Below are 15567 nucleotides of genomic sequence, written 5' to 3'. Positions count from 1 at the left end.
GTTGCAAACTGCAAACTGCAAACTGATAACTGCAAACTGGAATGAAGACATACAATTATTCAGAACTTACTGCATCCGATATCCAGAAGCTGGTTCAGCGTAATGTTGACCCGGCCAATGAGATCAGGACTATTGTTGAAGATGTGATTGCCAACGTGCAGCAGCATGGCGACAAGGCCCTGCTTGATTATGCTTTAAAGTTTGACAAGGTGGAGCTGAACAAGCTTTACCTCGATAGAGCCGAACTGGAAGAAATTGCCAAAGCCATATCTGCCGATCAGAAAGCAGCGTTGGAAACAGCGTATAACAACATTTACAAGTTTCACCAAACGCAGCTAAAAACCGAGGACAAAGTTGAAACCATGCCCGGCGTAACCTGCTGGCGCGAATTAAGGCCGATTGAAAAAGTAGGCTTGTATATCCCCGGTGGCTCTGCTGTATTGCCAAGTACGTTTTTGATGCTGGGAATCCCGGCATGTATTGCCGGTTGCCATGAAATAGTAGTTTGCTCACCCCCGCAAAAAAACGGTAGGGTAAATGCCTTTATAGCTTATGTAGCGCTGATGCTGGGGATCGATAAGATCTACCTGGCAGGTGGTTCGCAGGCTGTGGCGGCAATGGCTTACGGAACTGCAAGCATCCCTAAGGTAGATAAGATCTTCGGGCCCGGCAACCAGTTTGTAACCAAAGCTAAAACCATTATCCAGTCAACCACCACAACGGCAATTGATATGCCTGCGGGCCCGTCGGAAGTATTGGTTATTGCAGATGAAACGGCTATTCCGGCATACATTGCAGCCGATCTGCTGGCCCAGGCCGAGCATGGCATCGACAGCCAGGCTGTATTGGTTTGTACCTCCGTTGATGTTGCCGAAAAAGCCATTGCCGAAGTTGAAAAACAACTGCCTGTATTGCCCCGTGGGGAGATAGCCAAAATGGCCATCGATAATTCATATGTGGTGATCACTGATAACCTGAACGAAGCAATGAGTTTCAGCAATCAATATGCTCCTGAGCACCTGATCCTGGCAACCGACAGTTGGGAACAGATCACCGGAGACATCATCAATGCGGGTTCAGTATTTTTAGGAAACTTAACACCAGAAAGCGCAGGTGACTATGCATCAGGAACCAACCATACCCTGCCAACCAGCAGTTATGCAAGGGCTTATTCGGGTGTGTCAGTTGATTCGTTTGTGAAAAAGATCACGTTTCAGCATATCACTCGCGAAGGGATCCAAAACATCGGTCCAACAGTTGAAGTTTTGGCCGAATTGGAGGGTTTACATGCACACAGGAATGCTGTGAGTGTCAGAAACAATAGTTGATCATGAAAAAGCTTGCATACCTTTTGAGTTTGTTTGCACTCACTGCTTGTCACAACGGTAATCATAAACAATTAATATCTGATACAGTTAAACGAGATACCACTACCTCGTTTAAGCCTTATCAGCTTAATAAAGACTACATTGTAATTGACACAGGTATTTTTGATGCAACTGTTATGGGAGGCAGCTATGCCGTTGTAACAAGAAACGGAAAGCTTGCCGATACTATTGACAAATATTACGGAATTGAGAAAATTGGCAACGATAACTATTTGTATCTAACAATAACAGGTACAGGGTCGGGAGAAGATGATACTTCGAAAACACAGAAATCTCAAAAATCAATCAGTGGGTCTTTGGGCAGTTATATAATGGTCGTAAATGGTAAAAAACAAAATCTGTCAGCGTTTATAACTGACTTTAATGACTATTTTTCTTCACCATCTGTAATAAACGGCAACATTTATTTCTGGCAAATAAAAAAAATAGATACAACAGGTAATAACAGTATATCGGCTGCTAAATATGATCCGGTTACCAAGAAAACCACGAATTATTATTTGGTTGATGATTATATCGAAACAGATGATGCCAACTATTTTTCAGCGCCATATTTAAAAAATGACACCATCTATTTTGACGGAGAGAATAAAAAATTAAGAAAATTCACAAAGGATTTTAAGCCTTACAATTAAAATGTTCGACATAAATAATATACTCAGAGAAAATATAAAACGTCTTGTACCCTATTCATCGGCACGCGATGAATACCAGGGTGAAGCAAGCGTTTTCCTGGATGCCAACGAAAATGCTTTTGGCTCTCCTTTAGATCAGCAGTTTAACCGCTACCCTGATCCTTTACAGTACAATTTAAAAAAACGCATTACCGAAATTAAAGGCGTACCGCCGCGCAATATTTTTGTAGGCAACGGCAGTGATGAAGCTATCGATATCCTGTTCCGCAGCTTTTGTAACCCAGGTGTTGACAATGTGATATTGGTGCCGCCTACTTATGGCATGTACGAGGTATCGGCCAATATCAACGATATCCAGGCCCGCAAAGTAAACCTTACGGAAGATTATCAGCTAAATTTAGAGGGAATTGCCGAAGCTATCGACAAAAACACCAAGCTCATCTTTATCTGCTCGCCCAACAACCCGACTGGCAATTCTATCAACCGCGATGATATTCAAACCCTGCTGGCCAACTTCAGCGGAATTGTAGTGGTTGATGAGGCTTACATCAACTTCAGCCGTCAAAAGTCATTTATACAGGAATTGACCGAATGTGCCAACCTTGTGGTAATGCAAACCCTTTCCAAAGCCTGGGGCCTGGCCGGTTTACGTGTTGGTATGGCTTTCGCCAGCGAGGAAATCATTGAGGTGATGAACAAAGTAAAGCCGCCTTATAACGTTAACGAGTCCTCACAACAGCTGGCATTGGCTGCCCTGGCAAACGTTGGTCAGGTTAATGAATGGATTAAAGAAACCCTTACACAACGCGACAGGTTGGTTTTACAACTGAAAGATTTTGAGTTTGTGGTAGATATTTACCCTTCAGATGCCAACTTTATCCTTGTAAAAACCACCAATGCTAACGGTATTTACGACTACCTGGTAAAACAGGGCATTATAGTGCGCAACCGTTCAAAAGTTGAGCTTTGCGAGGGCTGTCTGCGCATCACTGTAGGCACACCAGATGAGAACACTATTTTACTCGAAGCGCTTCAAAACTTTAAATAAAAAAATCACTAACTCAATAATTCGCTAATTCACTAATTATAAAGAATGAGTTTACAGAAAATATTATTTGTCGACCGCGACGGCACCCTGATCAAAGAGCCTGCTGATGAGCAAATTGATTCATTTTCCAAGTTGGAGTTTTATCCGGGCGCGTTAACCTATCTGCCCAAAATAGCCAAAGAACTTGATTTTGAACTGGTAATGGTTACCAACCAGGACGGTTTAGGAACTTCTGTTTATCCTGAAGATACATTTTGGCCTGTCCACAATTTCATCCTGCAAACCTTTGAAGGTGAAGGCGTAAAATTTGCTAACCAGATCATTGACCGTACTTTTGCGCGTGATAATGCCCCCACCCGTAAGCCGGGCACTGCACTGTTAACGCAATACTTAGATGCGGATAAATACGACCTGAAAAATTCGTTTACCATCGGCGATCGTAAAAACGATGTGCTGCTGGCAAAAAACCTGGGTGCAAAAGCTATCTGGCTTAACAACAACAGCAACCTTGGCGGCAACGAGTTTAGCGAAGCAGATCATATTGATGACGTTATCGCCCTTGAAACTACCGACTGGCAAAAGATCTATGAGTTTCTGAAACTTGGTCAGCGGGTATTTGAACATCGCCGTGCCACTAAGGAAACCGATATCTATATCAAAATAAACCTTGATGGTAAGGGCGATGCCAAAATATCAACCGGTTTGCATTTTTTTGACCACATGCTGGATCAGATTGCCCGTCATGGTAGTATTGACCTGGAAATTACAGCCAAAGGAGATCTGCATATCGACGAGCATCATACCATTGAAGATACCGGCATTGCTTTAGGCGAAGTATTTGCCGCTGCTTTGGGCAACAAAATGGGAATTGAACGTTACGGTTTCTGTTTGCCAATGGACGATTGCCTTGCACAAGCTGCTATTGATTTCGGCGGCCGTAACTGGCTTGTTTGGGAAGCCGATTTTAAACGCGAAAAAGTAGGCGATGTGCCTACCGAAATGTTCTACCACTTCTTCAAATCATTCAGCGATGCCTCAAAAAGCAACCTGAATATAAAAGCAGAAGGACAAAACGAACATCACAAAATTGAAGCTATATTTAAAGCCTTTGCCAAGGCAATAAAAGTGGCTGTAAAACGTGATGTAGATAAGATGGTTTTACCAAGCACTAAAGGGCTTTTGTAACTCCCCAGCCTCCTAAAGGGGGAGTAACTAATCAAAATGGAAACACCAGATCAAAACAATACATCGGGAACCGATAAAAGCCTCGCAGAGGCACCCCCTTCAGGGGGCGGGGGGGGTATCGGCATCATCCTATACGGAGCCGGAAACATATTTTCCCTAACTGCCGCTTTAGAGCGCTTAGGTATCCCCTATGGCTTTATAAACAGCGAGGAGGATTTTGACAAGTACGACCGCTATATCATCCCCGGTGTCGGACATGCGGGCGCAGCCATGAATAAGCTTAAAGCTACCGGGCTTGTACCTTCCATCAAAGCGTTAAAAAAGCCCACCCTCGGTATTTGTGTAGGTATGCAATTGCTTACCTCTTACTCTGAAGAGGGCGACTCTAACCTGTTGGATATCATACCGGTTAAAACTTTAAGGTTTAAAGATAGCGCCGATCATAAAGTGCCGCACACGGGATGGAACAGGGTTTATCCCGAAAAAGAAAACCCGCTATTTGAAAATATACCGTCAGGTTCACATTTTTACTTTGTACATTCATACTTTATTGAGTATGATAAAGCATACACTTTATTAGCTTCTGATTACGGAAATGAATTTTCGGCATCAATTTGGCTTGATAATTTTTATGGCGTTCAATTTCACCCCGAAAAGTCGGGTGTGGTTGGCGAAACATTGTTAACTAATTTCTCAAAAATATAAAGGATATGTACATTATTCCTGCCATTGACATTTTGAACAAGAAGGTTGTTCGTCTTCGTGAAGGCGACTACAAACAGGTGACCGAATACGATGTTACCCTTGAAGAAATGATTGAACGCTACCAGAGCAACGGCACCAACTTCATCCACATTATCGACCTTAATGGCGCAAAAAATGATTTCAGCAATCAGCAGTACCTGTTTGATGTGATCCGCAAAACCGACATGAAAGTGCAGTACGGCGGAGGTATCCGCAGCATCGATAAGGTAAAAGAGCTGATAGATGCAGGCGTTCACCGCGTTATTGTTGGCACGCAGGCACTTACCAACCCTGATTTTTTACCAGATCTGAGCAAAGAGATCTGCGGCAAAGACAAATGCTCCGACCAGGTGGTAGTAGCCATCGACGTACTTGACGAGGTAATCAAATACTCAGGCTGGATGGAAAGCTCCCCCATCAAACTGATGGATTACGTTGATAAATGCCTGGCTTTAGGTTTCTTCCGTTTCCTTTGTACCGATATTAACAAAGATGGTAAATTAGGAGGTGCAGGTATTGAGCTATACGAAAAACTGCTTGATCATTCTCCATTCATTAAACTGATCGCCTCAGGCGGCGTTAGCTCCATGAGCGATATCGAAAAACTTAACCGCTTAAAAGTTGAGTCGGTAGTAGTTGGCAAAGCCATATACGAGGGCCATATCACCATTGAAAACGTGAAACACTGGAATTTGGACGCATTGATATCGATATAACCCCCCGCCCCCTGAAGGGGGTGCTGCTTAGCAGGTGGATTATTTATCAAGTATAATTTAAATGTTTTTGAAAAGCCGGGTATGAAAAAGAAGTTATTTCTGGGCGCTAACCCCGAAATATTTGCTAACGCCAAGGCACTCAGGTATAACATGACACCGGCCGAAACATTTTTATGGAGTCAGTTGAATGTTACCTTTTCAGATATAAAATTCAGGAAACAACATCCGCTGGGGAGTTACGTTGCTGATTTTTATTGTCACAAACATAAACTTGTGATTGAATTAGACGGAAGGATTCATAGCCTTCCTGACGTAATTAAAAACGATATCGACAAGCAGACTTTTCTTGAAGGTCAAGGTTTGAGGGTATTAAGATTGTCGAACAATGAAGTTTTCAATAACTTAAATAAGGTTTTGGAGCAAATAAATATGCAAATCAAAGGCACCCCCTTTAGGGGGCGGGGGGGGTTAGCCAAGCGAATCATCCCCTGTCTTGACGTTAAAGACGGTCGTACGGTAAAAGGTGTAAACTTTGTTGACTTGCGCGATGCCGGCGACCCGGTAGAGCTGGCCTGGAATTACTCGAACCAGGGAGCCGACGAGTTGGTATTTCTGGATATCACAGCTACCGTTGAGCGCCGTAAAACTATGGTGGAGCTGGTAAAAGCTGTTGCCAAGCAGATCAATATCCCTTTCACTATTGGAGGAGGTATTAATGAAATTGCGGATGCCGATGCACTGCTCAATGCCGGAGCCGATAAAATCTCCATCAATTCGGCCGCGGTACGTAATCCTAAGCTGATAGATGAACTTGCTAATGCCTTCGGTGTACAGTTTGTGGTGATTGCTGTTGATACCCGTAGCATTGGTGATAAAAATATAGTACACCTCAATGGCGGAAGACTGCCAACCGAGCGCCAAACACTGGAGTGGATCCTGGAGGCTGAAAGCCGTGGCGCAGGCGAAATCCTGCTCACTTCTATGGATCATGACGGCACCAAAAGCGGCTTTGATAATGGTTTACTGAAAACTGTTAATGATGCCGTGCACATCCCGGTGATAGCTTCGGGCGGTGCAGGCAAGGTTGAACACTTTGTTGATGTATTTGAAAAAACCAATGTGGATGCAGCACTGGCGGCTTCAGTGTTTCATTATGGTGAGATATTGATACCCGATTTAAAGCGGAAGTTACAGGGTAATAAAATAGAAGTTAGGATTTGAGATAAAGCGGCGGCCTTGCGCGATTCCCTCCCTTGGGAGGGTGTAAAGAGGGGTTTCAGCAACAGATGTAAAACCCCTCCCTGCCATTGCACATTCCCAATACACCCCTCCCCAGGGAGGGAATTAAAAGAAAAGAATGAATATAGATTTTGAAAAAACCGGTGGACTTGTCCCCGTAATCATACAGGACGAGCAAACTTTAGAAGTACTGATGCTGGGTTACATGAACCAGGAAGCTTATGATAAAACCGTTCAGGAAAATATCGTTACTTTTTATTCTCGTACAAAAAACCGTTTATGGACTAAGGGCGAAACCAGCAGCAACTTCCTGCATGTAAAAAGCATCAGCATTGATTGCGATAATGATACGCTGCTGATCAAAGTGAAAGCCGACGGCCCAACCTGTCATACAGGCTCACGCAGCTGCTTCAACACCGAATTTAATCAAAATTTTATCCTGGAGCTGGAAAATATCATTGCCGACAGGTATACTAACCCGGTTGAAGGATCATATGTAAATAAACTTCGCAACAAAGGCCTTAACAAAATAGCCCAGAAAGTTGGTGAAGAAGGAGTTGAAACTGTTATCGCCGCCCTTGCCGAAACAGAAACCGACCTGATCAATGAATCATCAGACCTGGTTTTCCATCTATTGGTTCTGCTTCGCGAAAAAGGTTTAACACTGGAAACTATCGCTAAAAATTTAGAATCAAGGCATAAGTAATATTTGTTCATGGTTCATAGATCATGGTTCATGGCTAAAATTGCCTAACATGTTAATTTTGCTATGATCTATGAACCATCAACTATGAACTAAAATGATCACCATTCAAAAAACAGCCGAGCTCACAGGCCATGCCAACCCGATATTCACGCTTGAGTTATCGCAAAAGCCGGGCATATTGTTTACGGGCGGAAATGATAAAGGATTGGTTGAGTGGGGCCTGAATGATTTCACTTTTATTAAAGTGATGTTCCCGGTTAATGCATCTATTTATGCTATTCATTGCCCGGAGGGATATCCACTTATGTTTGCGGGTTTACGCAGCGGCGAAGTTCTGGTGTTTGATTTTATTCAGCAAAAATTGCTAAAACCTTTAAGGCACCACCGCAAGGCTATCTTCGATATCAAATCATCAGTTAAAAAAGATGAGTTATTAATAGCATCGGAAGATGGCACCGTATCTGTATGGAACCTTAAAACGCTTGAAATGGTGCACAGCATAACAGTATCCAGGGACACCGTTCGTTGTATTGCCGTTTCGCCGGATCAAAAACAGGTGGCATTCGGTTGCCGGGATAATCACATCGCCATTTACGACCTGGAAGATTATACTATTATTAAAGCTCTTCACGGCCATACTATGGCTGTTTTTGCGCTTGTCTACAGTCCCGATGGGAGTTACATTGCTTCCGGCTCAAGAGATGCACAGGTAAAGATTTGGGATAGCAGCAGTTATCATGAAATAAAAAATGTTCCGGCCCATTTATTTGCGGTGAACCATATTGCATTCCATCCCACCCTACCCTATTTTGCTACCGCCAGCATGGATAAAAGTATCAAGATTTGGGGATCGGACGATTTTAAACTCTACAAAAATATCAGCAGGGAAAAAGGCTATCCAGGCCATGTGCTATCTATCAACAAATTAGCCTGGGGAACGTCCGACCAGCTCCTTTCGGTAAGTGACGATAAAAAGATCATTTCATGGGAGATTAAATTTAGTTGACATCCTTCTTTTTTTCAGGAAACTTATCTTACCAAATTAAACTACCTTCCCTCCGTATGCCTTTACCATTTTTGGATAAATAAGGCATGAAGCTAATTAAAAAAACGCTTTATACTGCACAGGTTATGGGTATGTTTTTTTTGCTCCCGCGAGTATATACCATCTTCGTTAATGGTATCAATTTTAACCTTGCCCGATGCATGAATGATGTGCTCATTATTAAGTATAATACCCACATGAGTTACCCTGCCTTCGGGATTATCAAAAAAAGCCAGATCACCTAACCGTGCTTCCTTTATCGAATCAACCTTGGTACCTTCTTTCACCTGCATGCTTGCATCCCGCTTAATTCTGAGGCCTTTAAGTTTGTAAACCATTTGCGTAAAGCCCGAGCAATCAATACCAAAATGCGTTCGCCCGCCCCACAAGTAAGGAGAGTTCAGAAATGCTTTAGCGGTAGCAGCAATATCTTCAGGCTCACCAATTTTACCAATTATTTCAAAACGTTCATGACCAATGCGGCATGAGGTCCCTTCTAAAAAAGCAAGCGAGCTGCCCGCCGGCAAATAAACAACACTATTGTCGCTCATTTTCCATGCCTGCGTAACCGGCTGGTAAGTGAGCTTTGAGGGATGGTTCCTGATATTTTTATAAGCTATATGACCAAGCATAGCAAATTGCAAGCGGCCTATCCACCCGATATACCCATCCGCCTCGGCAATGATCTTAACCCAGTTGTTTTGCCACTCAGTAATTTCAAACACTTCGCCAAATAGTAATTGCGATACCTGCTCGCTCCGCTCACTGGGCTCGGCCCTGAGCGGGATTACAGCAAGATTACATATCCCGTACTCCATAGTTCTGTAATGTCAAATAAACAAAAATCTGGCGCGTAGTTTTCAATCTACACGCGGTTAACATTTTAATATGATATTATTTAATAATTGGTATCAGTAACTTTTGGAGGTAAAAGCTATACGATAATACAAAATATTTTTAAAATATTTAGCCCAACAGAAATCTTCTGGCAATCCTTAATATTTAATTTATCACTCGCCGAATCGTCGCTAACTAAAAAGGGACATGCATTGCATATCCCTTTTAATATCCTTAAAATAAAATCCTATTCGTTCATATGCAGCCACTCTTTTTTGGCAAGCAGCTCTTCTTCGCTTTCACGGATATCTTCATCATCAACACAACAATCTACAGGGCAAACCGCAGCACACTGAGGTTCATCATGGAAACCCACACATTCGGTACACTTATCGGGTACTATATAATAAATATCGTCAGATAATGCAGCTTGTGTTTCTTCGGCATTCAGGGTATTACCATCGCCAAAATCAATTATCCCTCTAAGGCCAGTCCCATCGCTGAAACGCCAGGCCGCTCCTGCATCATAAATAGCATTATTAGGGCATTCCGGTTCGCAGGCCCCGCAGTTTATGCATTCGTCGGTGATTTTAATCGCCATATTTCTAAATATCTAATAATCTCAATTAACTTTGCCTGCAAATTACAAGCGCACAAATATAACAAAAAAAGGCTTTAAGGGTTTAATCCCTTAACATATATATGTCAAAAATTAATCCAAAAAACTCAATAAATTCATTTTCGGAGTTAGGCAGGCAACTCCTGGCCCCCGATGCGGCATTAAGCGCACTCATTGAAAACGAACAATATCATAATGCCTGGTTTACACCGGCAAGTGTTTCAGAAGCGGTTACAGCCATAGGCGCCATGCTTAACGTGGAAGATCTAACTACATGGCTTTCGAAATATGTGCTTGAAACAGGCAAACCTGCAAAAAACGTAGGGCTTATACTGGCAGGAAACATCCCGCTGGTAGGATTTCATGACGTGCTTTGTGTTATTGCTTCCGGCAACAAGGCGCTTATCAAAGCCTCATCACAGGATGCACGACTCATCAAAGCTGTTTTGGAAAAACTGGTAGCTATTGATCCTGCTTTTGCCGGCAGCTTTAACTTTGTTGACAGGCTGGAAGGTTTTGACGCCATCATAGCCACAGGCAGCAACAACAGCTCGCGTTATTTTGATTATTACTTTGGCAAAGTTCCTAACATCATTCGTAAAAACCGTAACAGTATTGCCGTTTTAAGCGGCAAGGAAAGCGCTACAGACTTATTTAGCCTTGGACATGATATTTTAGATTATTACGGCCTTGGCTGTCGTAACGTATCCAAAATACTGGTACCGGAGGGGTATGACTTTACTTTCTTTTTCGAATCGATAGAAGATCATAAAGCCATTATCAATCATCATAAATACAACAATAATTACGATTATAACAAATCCATTTACCTGGTTAACGGTGATAAACATTTTGATAATGGTTTTTTGATGGTTAAAGAAGATGACAGGCTGACATCTCCGCTGTCAGTATTGTTTTTTAACTATTATCATGGCATAGCAGAGGCCGAAAATATCATCGATCAGAATGCCGAAAATATCCAGTGTATAGTAAGCAAACTACCGCTGCAGGTTACAAGCCAGGTAGTAGGTTTTGGACAAAGCCAGCAACCCAAACTATGGGATTATGCCGACGGCGTGGATACGATGGAATTTTTGTCAAGTCTTTAAATAAAATAAATACCTTTGGGAAGTAAGGTAAAAGGCGAAAGGTTACTACCCTATTGTACTTGAACTACACCTTTTGCCTTTCAGCTTTAACCTTAAAAAAATGTATATCATAAAAGTTAAAGGTGTTGCCAAAATACCTGATTATGTACAACTGCGTGATGATAAGTTTACGCTGTTGGCTTATTTCAGGGTTGACAGACCGGATAAATCGCTTGATAAGGTTGGATTAGGCGACAAGGCCGACGAGATCATGAATATTATCAAAGATCTGCCGTTTGGGCAGATCTTAAAATTAGAGTTATAAAACAATGATTGGAAATTCTATAATAAAACTAAACAACGTTGATATTTTTCAACAGGCGCACCTGGTACTTTCAAACGTAAATTTACATGTTGATAAAGGTGATTTTGTTTGGCTGATAGGTCAGACAGGATCAGGGAAAAGCAGCCTGCTGAAAGTAATTTATGGCGATTTGGGGATTAAAGCAGGTACCGGTCATGCCTGTGGTTATGAATTAAGCAAGCTGCCCAGCCGCGACATTCCCTATCTGCGTCGTAAACTGGGTATAGTTTTCCAGGATTTCCAATTACTTACCGATCGTACCATTGAGCAAAATCTCAACTTTGTAATGCGCGCCACCGGTTGGAACGATAAAAAGCTGATTTCAGATAAAGCTCTTGATGTACTTGAAAAAGTTGGCCTGCGGTCAAAATTAAAGAAAATGCCTCACGAACTTTCAGGCGGTGAGCAGCAGCGTGTGGTTATAGCACGCGCCTTGCTTAATGACCCGGAAATAATCCTGGCCGATGAACCTACAGGCAACCTCGACCCCGAAACATCTGAAGAAATTGTACTCCTGCTCAAACAAATCAGCCAATCGGGCACTGCCGTACTGGTAGCCACGCACGATTATCACATTATCCGTGCTTTTCCATCACGTATTATCAAATGCGAGAACGGTAAGGTTCTGGAAGATGTGGAGATATGACCGCTGACCATCGATGATTACGTTGATTTCGCCGATTTTATCTGAACTCGAATTAAAGATTTTTTAGAATTTACTGGACAACTAATTTAATTGCTTCATTATAAAATCTCTGGTTCAGGCAAAATCGGCGTAATCAAAAAATTAATTTGTGTAGTCCCGCATAAAAATCAACGCAATCGGCGTAATCAAAACACCAGGGTGTCAAATCAGCGGTTCGTCTGTCACCCTTTCTTAAAATCATTTCATGCTACTGACAGCTTGACTGCTTTACAGTTGTGGCAAGATACTTGATTGCACTACTCGCTATGAAATTTAACGATATGTTGAAGAAAAAGAAGAAAGAAAATACGGATAATACTGAAAATATAAACGAAGTGAACAACGAGCAATTACATGATGAAGGGCAGGAACAAGCCCCGGTAGCAGAAGCTACAGCCACAGAAACCCAACAGGGAACTGCCGCTGCCCCAACTGCCGAAGAAAAGTTGAAAGACGAGCTGGCACAGGCTAATGACAAGTACTTGCGTTTATATGCCGAATTTGATAACTTTAGAAGGCGTACCATTAAAGAACGCGAGGAAGCCCGCAAAACTGAAGGTAAAGATGTAATTGTGGCTTTACTACCTGTACTTGACGACTTTGAACGCGCGCAACGCGCCATGGATAAGGCTACCGAAGTGACCCCGGTTAAAGAGGGCGTTACTTTGATCCAAAACAAGCTAAAAAATATACTTGGCCAAAAAGGCCTGAAAGAAATGACATCAATAGGCAATGCCTTTGATGCCGACCTGCATGAAGCTATCACCAATATTCCGGCACCTACTGATGACCTTAAAGGCAAGGTAATGGACGAAATGGAAAAAGGTTATACCCTGAACGACAAAGTGATCCGCTTTGCTAAAGTGGTTGTAGGAGCGTAACTGATTTCGGATTTGAGACTTTCAATTTCGGATTTATCCGGATGTGATAGTCTATCCTGATCTTACACAATATTAAATAATTATAAATCCGAAATCTGAATTTCGGAATCCGAAATTTTTAAAATTATGGCTAAAAGAGATTATTACGATGTGCTTGGGGTTGCGAAAGGCGCAAGTGCTGATGACATAAAAAAAGCATATCGTAAAATGGCTATTAAATATCACCCTGATAAAAACCAGGGCGATAAGGAAGCGGAAGAAAAGTTTAAGGAAGCTGCCGAAGCTTATGAGGTACTAAGCACCCCCGAAAAACGTCAGCGTTATGATCAGTTTGGTCACGCAGCCAACGCTTCATCGCCAAATGGTGGTGGTTATGGTGGCGGTGGTATGAATATGGACGACATATTTAGCCAGTTTGGCGATATTTTTGGTGGTGGCAGTCCGTTTGAAGGTTTCTTTGGCGGCGGCCGTCAAAGCGGTGGCGGCGGCAGGCGTGTAGCCCGCGGCAGCAACCTGCGTATCAAAGTACGCTTAACCCTTGAGGAAATTGCCAACGGCGCCGAAAAGAAGATCAAAGTAAATAAACAGATCATCTGTAAAACCTGCGATGGCAGCGGGGCTAAAGACAAATCATCGTTCCAAACTTGCAAAACCTGCGGTGGTTCAGGAGCGGTACGTAGAGTAACCAATACCATTTTGGGTCAGATGCAAACTACCAGCACCTGCCCTACCTGCAACGGCGAAGGTTCAACCATACTGTCAAAATGTAACGTTTGTCATGGTGACGGCGTGGTTCGCGGTGAAGAATTGATCACCATCCAGGTGCCTGCAGGTGTTAGCGAAGGTATGCAGTTGAGCATGAGCGGTAAAGGTAATGCAGCTCCACGCGGCGGTGTGCCCGGCGACCTGATCATCCTGATTGAAGAGGTACCTCACGAAACATTAAAACGTGATGGCAATAACGTGATTTATGATCTGCATGTAAACTTTGTTGATGCAACTTTAGGCACATCTATTGAAGTACCAACCATTGACGGTAAAGCTAAAATAAAAATTGATCCCGGAACACAAGGGGGCAAAATACTACGCCTGAAAGGTAAGGGTTTACCGGAAGTAAATTCATATCACCGTGGCGATCAGCTGGTGCATATTAACATTTGGACACCAAAAGCGTTAAGCCGCGAGGAACGTGAGATCCTGGAAAAACTGCAGGGTTCTCCTAACTTTAAACCCAACCCCGGTAAAAACGAAAAAAGTTTCTTTGAACGGATGAAGGAATATTTTGAATAGTATTTTCTTTAGGTAAAAGGATAAAGGCGAAAGCTGAAAGGTATATGCAAAGCCCGGAGTTGTTATGACTTCGGGCTTTTTAGTTTAAAGAAAGTTGAAGCGTAGACGCCGGACTTGCTTTATAAAATGCCCGCCTTTTCCAACTCCGCCTGCATCTGTTGCTGCAAACTCAGCGCTTCTGCGCGGGCAGCGTCGGCAAAATCTTCGCCATTACTTGCATATAATATAGAACGCGACGAGTTTACGATAAGGCCGCAATCTTTAGTGATGCCGTATTTGCAAACTTCTTCAAGGCTTCCGCCCTGTGCCCCTACTCCGGGTACTAATAAAAAATTATCGGGCGCATATGCACGGATGTTAGTAAACTCGGTGCTTTTGGTTGCGCCTACTACATACATGATCCTGTCGGCGCCGGCCCAGGTGTTAGCCTTTTTAATGACATTTTCATATAAGTAACCATCGCCGGTTTGCAGGTATTGAAAATCCTTACTGCCAACGGATGATGTTAGGGCTAAAATAATAACCCATTTACCTTCGTAAGCCAGGTATGGTGTAACACTATCGTTACCCATATAAGGCGTAATGGTAATAGCATCAAAGCTCATCCCGCCCGATTGTTCGTCAAAAAATGCTTTGGCGTATTTGTCTGATGTATTGCCGATATCGCCCCGTTTAGCGTCAATGATGCTTAAACAATCTTTGGGCAGGTATTTATAGGTATCAATTAAGCTTTGTAATCCTTTTATACCATAGGCTTCGTAAAAAGCGGCATTAGGCTTATAAGCTATACAGAGATCCTGCGTAGCATCAATGATGCGTTTGTTAAATTCAAGTATAGGATCGGGATACGATTTTAAAAACTCAGGGATCTTATTAATATCGGGATCAAGCCCAACACATAAAAACGATTTCTTTTTTTTGATTTGTTCAATTAACTCCTGGCGGGACATCATCAGCGGCTGAATAATATTTTAATTGTCAAAAAAACTAAAAATTTGGCTTATGTGTTCTGATATAAGTGATATTTATTTAATTAATTTGAAATTAAAGAATAATTGTTTACACTTGCATCGTTTTCCATTGAATTTTTCTTGCAC

The 15567-nt window shown here is 42.5% G+C and carries 17 protein-coding genes and 1 pseudogene; 15 read left to right on the top strand and 3 right to left on the bottom strand.

All coding sequences use genetic code 11. The features are described 5' to 3' along the window. Positions 1-41 precede the first annotated feature (41 nt). The 10 genes and pseudogenes from hisD to BLS28_RS00760 all read left to right on the top strand — a co-directional run bounded on the left by hisD (position 42) and on the right by BLS28_RS00760 (position 8667). A complete protein-coding gene (hisD, locus tag BLS28_RS00800; RefSeq protein WP_090526582.1) occupies positions 42-1328 on the top strand; it encodes a histidinol dehydrogenase in 1287 nt (428 codons plus the stop codon). Positions 1329-1330: 2 nt separating this feature from the next. Beyond that, positions 1331-2023, top strand: coding sequence for a hypothetical protein (locus BLS28_RS00795; RefSeq protein WP_091162331.1), 693 nt, complete (start codon positions 1331-1333; stop codon positions 2021-2023). A 1-nt stretch (position 2024) separates the two neighbouring features. Beyond that, positions 2025-3071 (top strand): histidinol-phosphate transaminase, encoded by a 1047-nt coding sequence (gene hisC / locus BLS28_RS00790; protein WP_091162330.1) that lies wholly within the window; start codon positions 2025-2027, stop codon positions 3069-3071. 45 nt (positions 3072-3116) lie between these two features. Further along, positions 3117-4256 carry a bifunctional histidinol-phosphatase/imidazoleglycerol-phosphate dehydratase HisB gene (gene hisB / locus BLS28_RS00785; protein ID WP_090526576.1) on the top strand — a complete coding sequence of 380 codons (1140 nt, stop codon included), beginning with the start codon at positions 3117-3119 and terminating at the stop codon, positions 4254-4256. Between the two features lie 36 nt (positions 4257-4292). Beyond that, the gene (gene hisH / locus BLS28_RS00780; protein ID WP_091162327.1) at positions 4293-4961 is read left to right on the top strand and encodes an imidazole glycerol phosphate synthase subunit HisH; all 669 of its coding nucleotides are present in this window, start codon (positions 4293-4295) and stop codon (positions 4959-4961) included. A gap of 5 nt (positions 4962-4966) precedes the next feature. Next, on the top strand, positions 4967-5716 hold the full coding sequence (locus BLS28_RS00775) for a 1-(5-phosphoribosyl)-5-[(5-phosphoribosylamino)methylideneamino]imidazole-4-carboxamide isomerase (protein WP_091162325.1): 750 nt from the start codon (positions 4967-4969) through the stop codon (positions 5714-5716). An 81-nt stretch (positions 5717-5797) separates the two neighbouring features. Further along, a pseudogene (locus BLS28_RS31285) lies at positions 5798-6142 on the top strand (endonuclease domain-containing protein); the annotation flags it as partial. A gap of 3 nt (positions 6143-6145) precedes the next feature. Further along, a complete protein-coding gene (gene hisF / locus BLS28_RS00770; RefSeq protein WP_256337334.1) occupies positions 6146-6937 on the top strand; it encodes an imidazole glycerol phosphate synthase subunit HisF in 792 nt (263 codons plus the stop codon). 136 nt (positions 6938-7073) lie between these two features. Continuing rightward, positions 7074-7661, top strand: coding sequence for a bifunctional phosphoribosyl-AMP cyclohydrolase/phosphoribosyl-ATP diphosphatase HisIE (gene hisIE, locus BLS28_RS00765; protein WP_091162321.1), 588 nt, complete (start codon positions 7074-7076; stop codon positions 7659-7661). Positions 7662-7755: 94 nt separating this feature from the next. Next, on the top strand, positions 7756-8667 hold the full coding sequence (locus BLS28_RS00760) for a WD40 repeat domain-containing protein (protein ID WP_091162319.1): 912 nt from the start codon (positions 7756-7758) through the stop codon (positions 8665-8667). Positions 8668-8759: 92 nt separating this feature from the next. On the opposite strand, the gene BLS28_RS00755 is transcribed toward BLS28_RS00760, so the two are convergent. Both BLS28_RS00755 and BLS28_RS00750 read right to left on the bottom strand, forming a co-directional pair. Continuing rightward, positions 8760-9524, bottom strand: a complete 765-nt coding sequence (locus BLS28_RS00755) for a C40 family peptidase (RefSeq protein WP_091162317.1) — start codon at positions 9522-9524, stop codon at positions 8760-8762. A 266-nt stretch (positions 9525-9790) separates the two neighbouring features. Continuing rightward, on the bottom strand, positions 9791-10144 hold the full coding sequence (locus tag BLS28_RS00750) for a 4Fe-4S dicluster domain-containing protein (RefSeq protein WP_090526563.1): 354 nt from the start codon (positions 10142-10144) through the stop codon (positions 9791-9793). Positions 10145-10245: 101 nt separating this feature from the next. Here BLS28_RS00750 and BLS28_RS00745 point away from each other — a divergent pair, with 101 nt between their 5' ends. The 5 genes from BLS28_RS00745 (at position 10246) to dnaJ (ending at position 14470) form a co-directional block, all read left to right on the top strand. Next, entirely contained in the window at positions 10246-11271 is a 1026-nt protein-coding gene (locus tag BLS28_RS00745; protein WP_091162314.1) for an aldehyde dehydrogenase family protein, read from the top strand. 100 nt (positions 11272-11371) lie between these two features. After that, positions 11372-11575 (top strand): fructose-6-phosphate aldolase, encoded by a 204-nt coding sequence (locus BLS28_RS00740; protein WP_090526558.1) that lies wholly within the window; start codon positions 11372-11374, stop codon positions 11573-11575. A 4-nt stretch (positions 11576-11579) separates the two neighbouring features. Further along, positions 11580-12260, top strand: coding sequence for a cell division ATP-binding protein FtsE (locus BLS28_RS00735; protein WP_091162312.1), 681 nt, complete (start codon positions 11580-11582; stop codon positions 12258-12260). A gap of 305 nt (positions 12261-12565) precedes the next feature. Further along, entirely contained in the window at positions 12566-13180 is a 615-nt protein-coding gene (locus tag BLS28_RS00730) for a nucleotide exchange factor GrpE (RefSeq protein ID WP_223266176.1), read from the top strand. Between the two features lie 126 nt (positions 13181-13306). Then, a complete protein-coding gene (gene dnaJ / locus BLS28_RS00725) occupies positions 13307-14470 on the top strand; it encodes a molecular chaperone DnaJ (protein ID WP_090526554.1) in 1164 nt (387 codons plus the stop codon). A gap of 119 nt (positions 14471-14589) precedes the next feature. On the opposite strand, the gene pyrF is transcribed toward dnaJ, so the two are convergent. Continuing rightward, entirely contained in the window at positions 14590-15420 is an 831-nt protein-coding gene (pyrF, locus tag BLS28_RS00720; protein ID WP_091162309.1) for an orotidine-5'-phosphate decarboxylase, read from the bottom strand. Between the last annotated feature and the right edge of the window lie 147 nt (positions 15421-15567).

The sequence above is a fragment of the Mucilaginibacter gossypii genome (assembly GCF_900100945.1).
Lineage (GTDB): Bacteria > Bacteroidota > Bacteroidia > Sphingobacteriales > Sphingobacteriaceae > Mucilaginibacter > Mucilaginibacter gossypii.
The sequence above is the reverse complement of the archived record's forward strand: the minus strand, read 5'-3'. Positions and strand labels throughout refer to the sequence as shown.

Bases quoted from the DNA above. Each gene is read 5' to 3' on its own strand.
- hisD (WP_090526582.1), top strand. From the start codon at position 42: ATGAAGACATACAATTATTCAGAACTTACTGCATCCGATATCCAGAAG.
- BLS28_RS00795 (WP_091162331.1), top strand. From the start codon at position 1,331: ATGAAAAAGCTTGCATACCTTTTGAGTTTGTTTGCACTCACTGCTTGT.
- hisC (WP_091162330.1), top strand. From the start codon at position 2,025: ATGTTCGACATAAATAATATACTCAGAGAAAATATAAAACGTCTTGTA.
- hisB (WP_090526576.1), top strand. From the start codon at position 3,117: ATGAGTTTACAGAAAATATTATTTGTCGACCGCGACGGCACCCTGATC.
- hisH (WP_091162327.1), top strand. From the start codon at position 4,293: ATGGAAACACCAGATCAAAACAATACATCGGGAACCGATAAAAGCCTC.
- BLS28_RS00775 (WP_091162325.1), top strand. From the start codon at position 4,967: ATGTACATTATTCCTGCCATTGACATTTTGAACAAGAAGGTTGTTCGT.
- hisF (WP_256337334.1), top strand. From the start codon at position 6,146: ATGCAAATCAAAGGCACCCCCTTTAGGGGGCGGGGGGGGTTAGCCAAG.
- hisIE (WP_091162321.1), top strand. From the start codon at position 7,074: ATGAATATAGATTTTGAAAAAACCGGTGGACTTGTCCCCGTAATCATA.
- BLS28_RS00760 (WP_091162319.1), top strand. From the start codon at position 7,756: ATGATCACCATTCAAAAAACAGCCGAGCTCACAGGCCATGCCAACCCG.
- BLS28_RS00755 (WP_091162317.1), bottom strand. From the start codon at position 9,524: ATGGAGTACGGGATATGTAATCTTGCTGTAATCCCGCTCAGGGCCGAG.
- BLS28_RS00750 (WP_090526563.1), bottom strand. From the start codon at position 10,144: ATGGCGATTAAAATCACCGACGAATGCATAAACTGCGGGGCCTGCGAA.
- BLS28_RS00745 (WP_091162314.1), top strand. From the start codon at position 10,246: ATGTCAAAAATTAATCCAAAAAACTCAATAAATTCATTTTCGGAGTTA.
- BLS28_RS00740 (WP_090526558.1), top strand. From the start codon at position 11,372: ATGTATATCATAAAAGTTAAAGGTGTTGCCAAAATACCTGATTATGTA.
- BLS28_RS00735 (WP_091162312.1), top strand. From the start codon at position 11,580: ATGATTGGAAATTCTATAATAAAACTAAACAACGTTGATATTTTTCAA.
- BLS28_RS00730 (WP_223266176.1), top strand. From the start codon at position 12,566: ATGAAATTTAACGATATGTTGAAGAAAAAGAAGAAAGAAAATACGGAT.
- dnaJ (WP_090526554.1), top strand. From the start codon at position 13,307: ATGGCTAAAAGAGATTATTACGATGTGCTTGGGGTTGCGAAAGGCGCA.
- pyrF (WP_091162309.1), bottom strand. From the start codon at position 15,420: ATGTCCCGCCAGGAGTTAATTGAACAAATCAAAAAAAAGAAATCGTTT.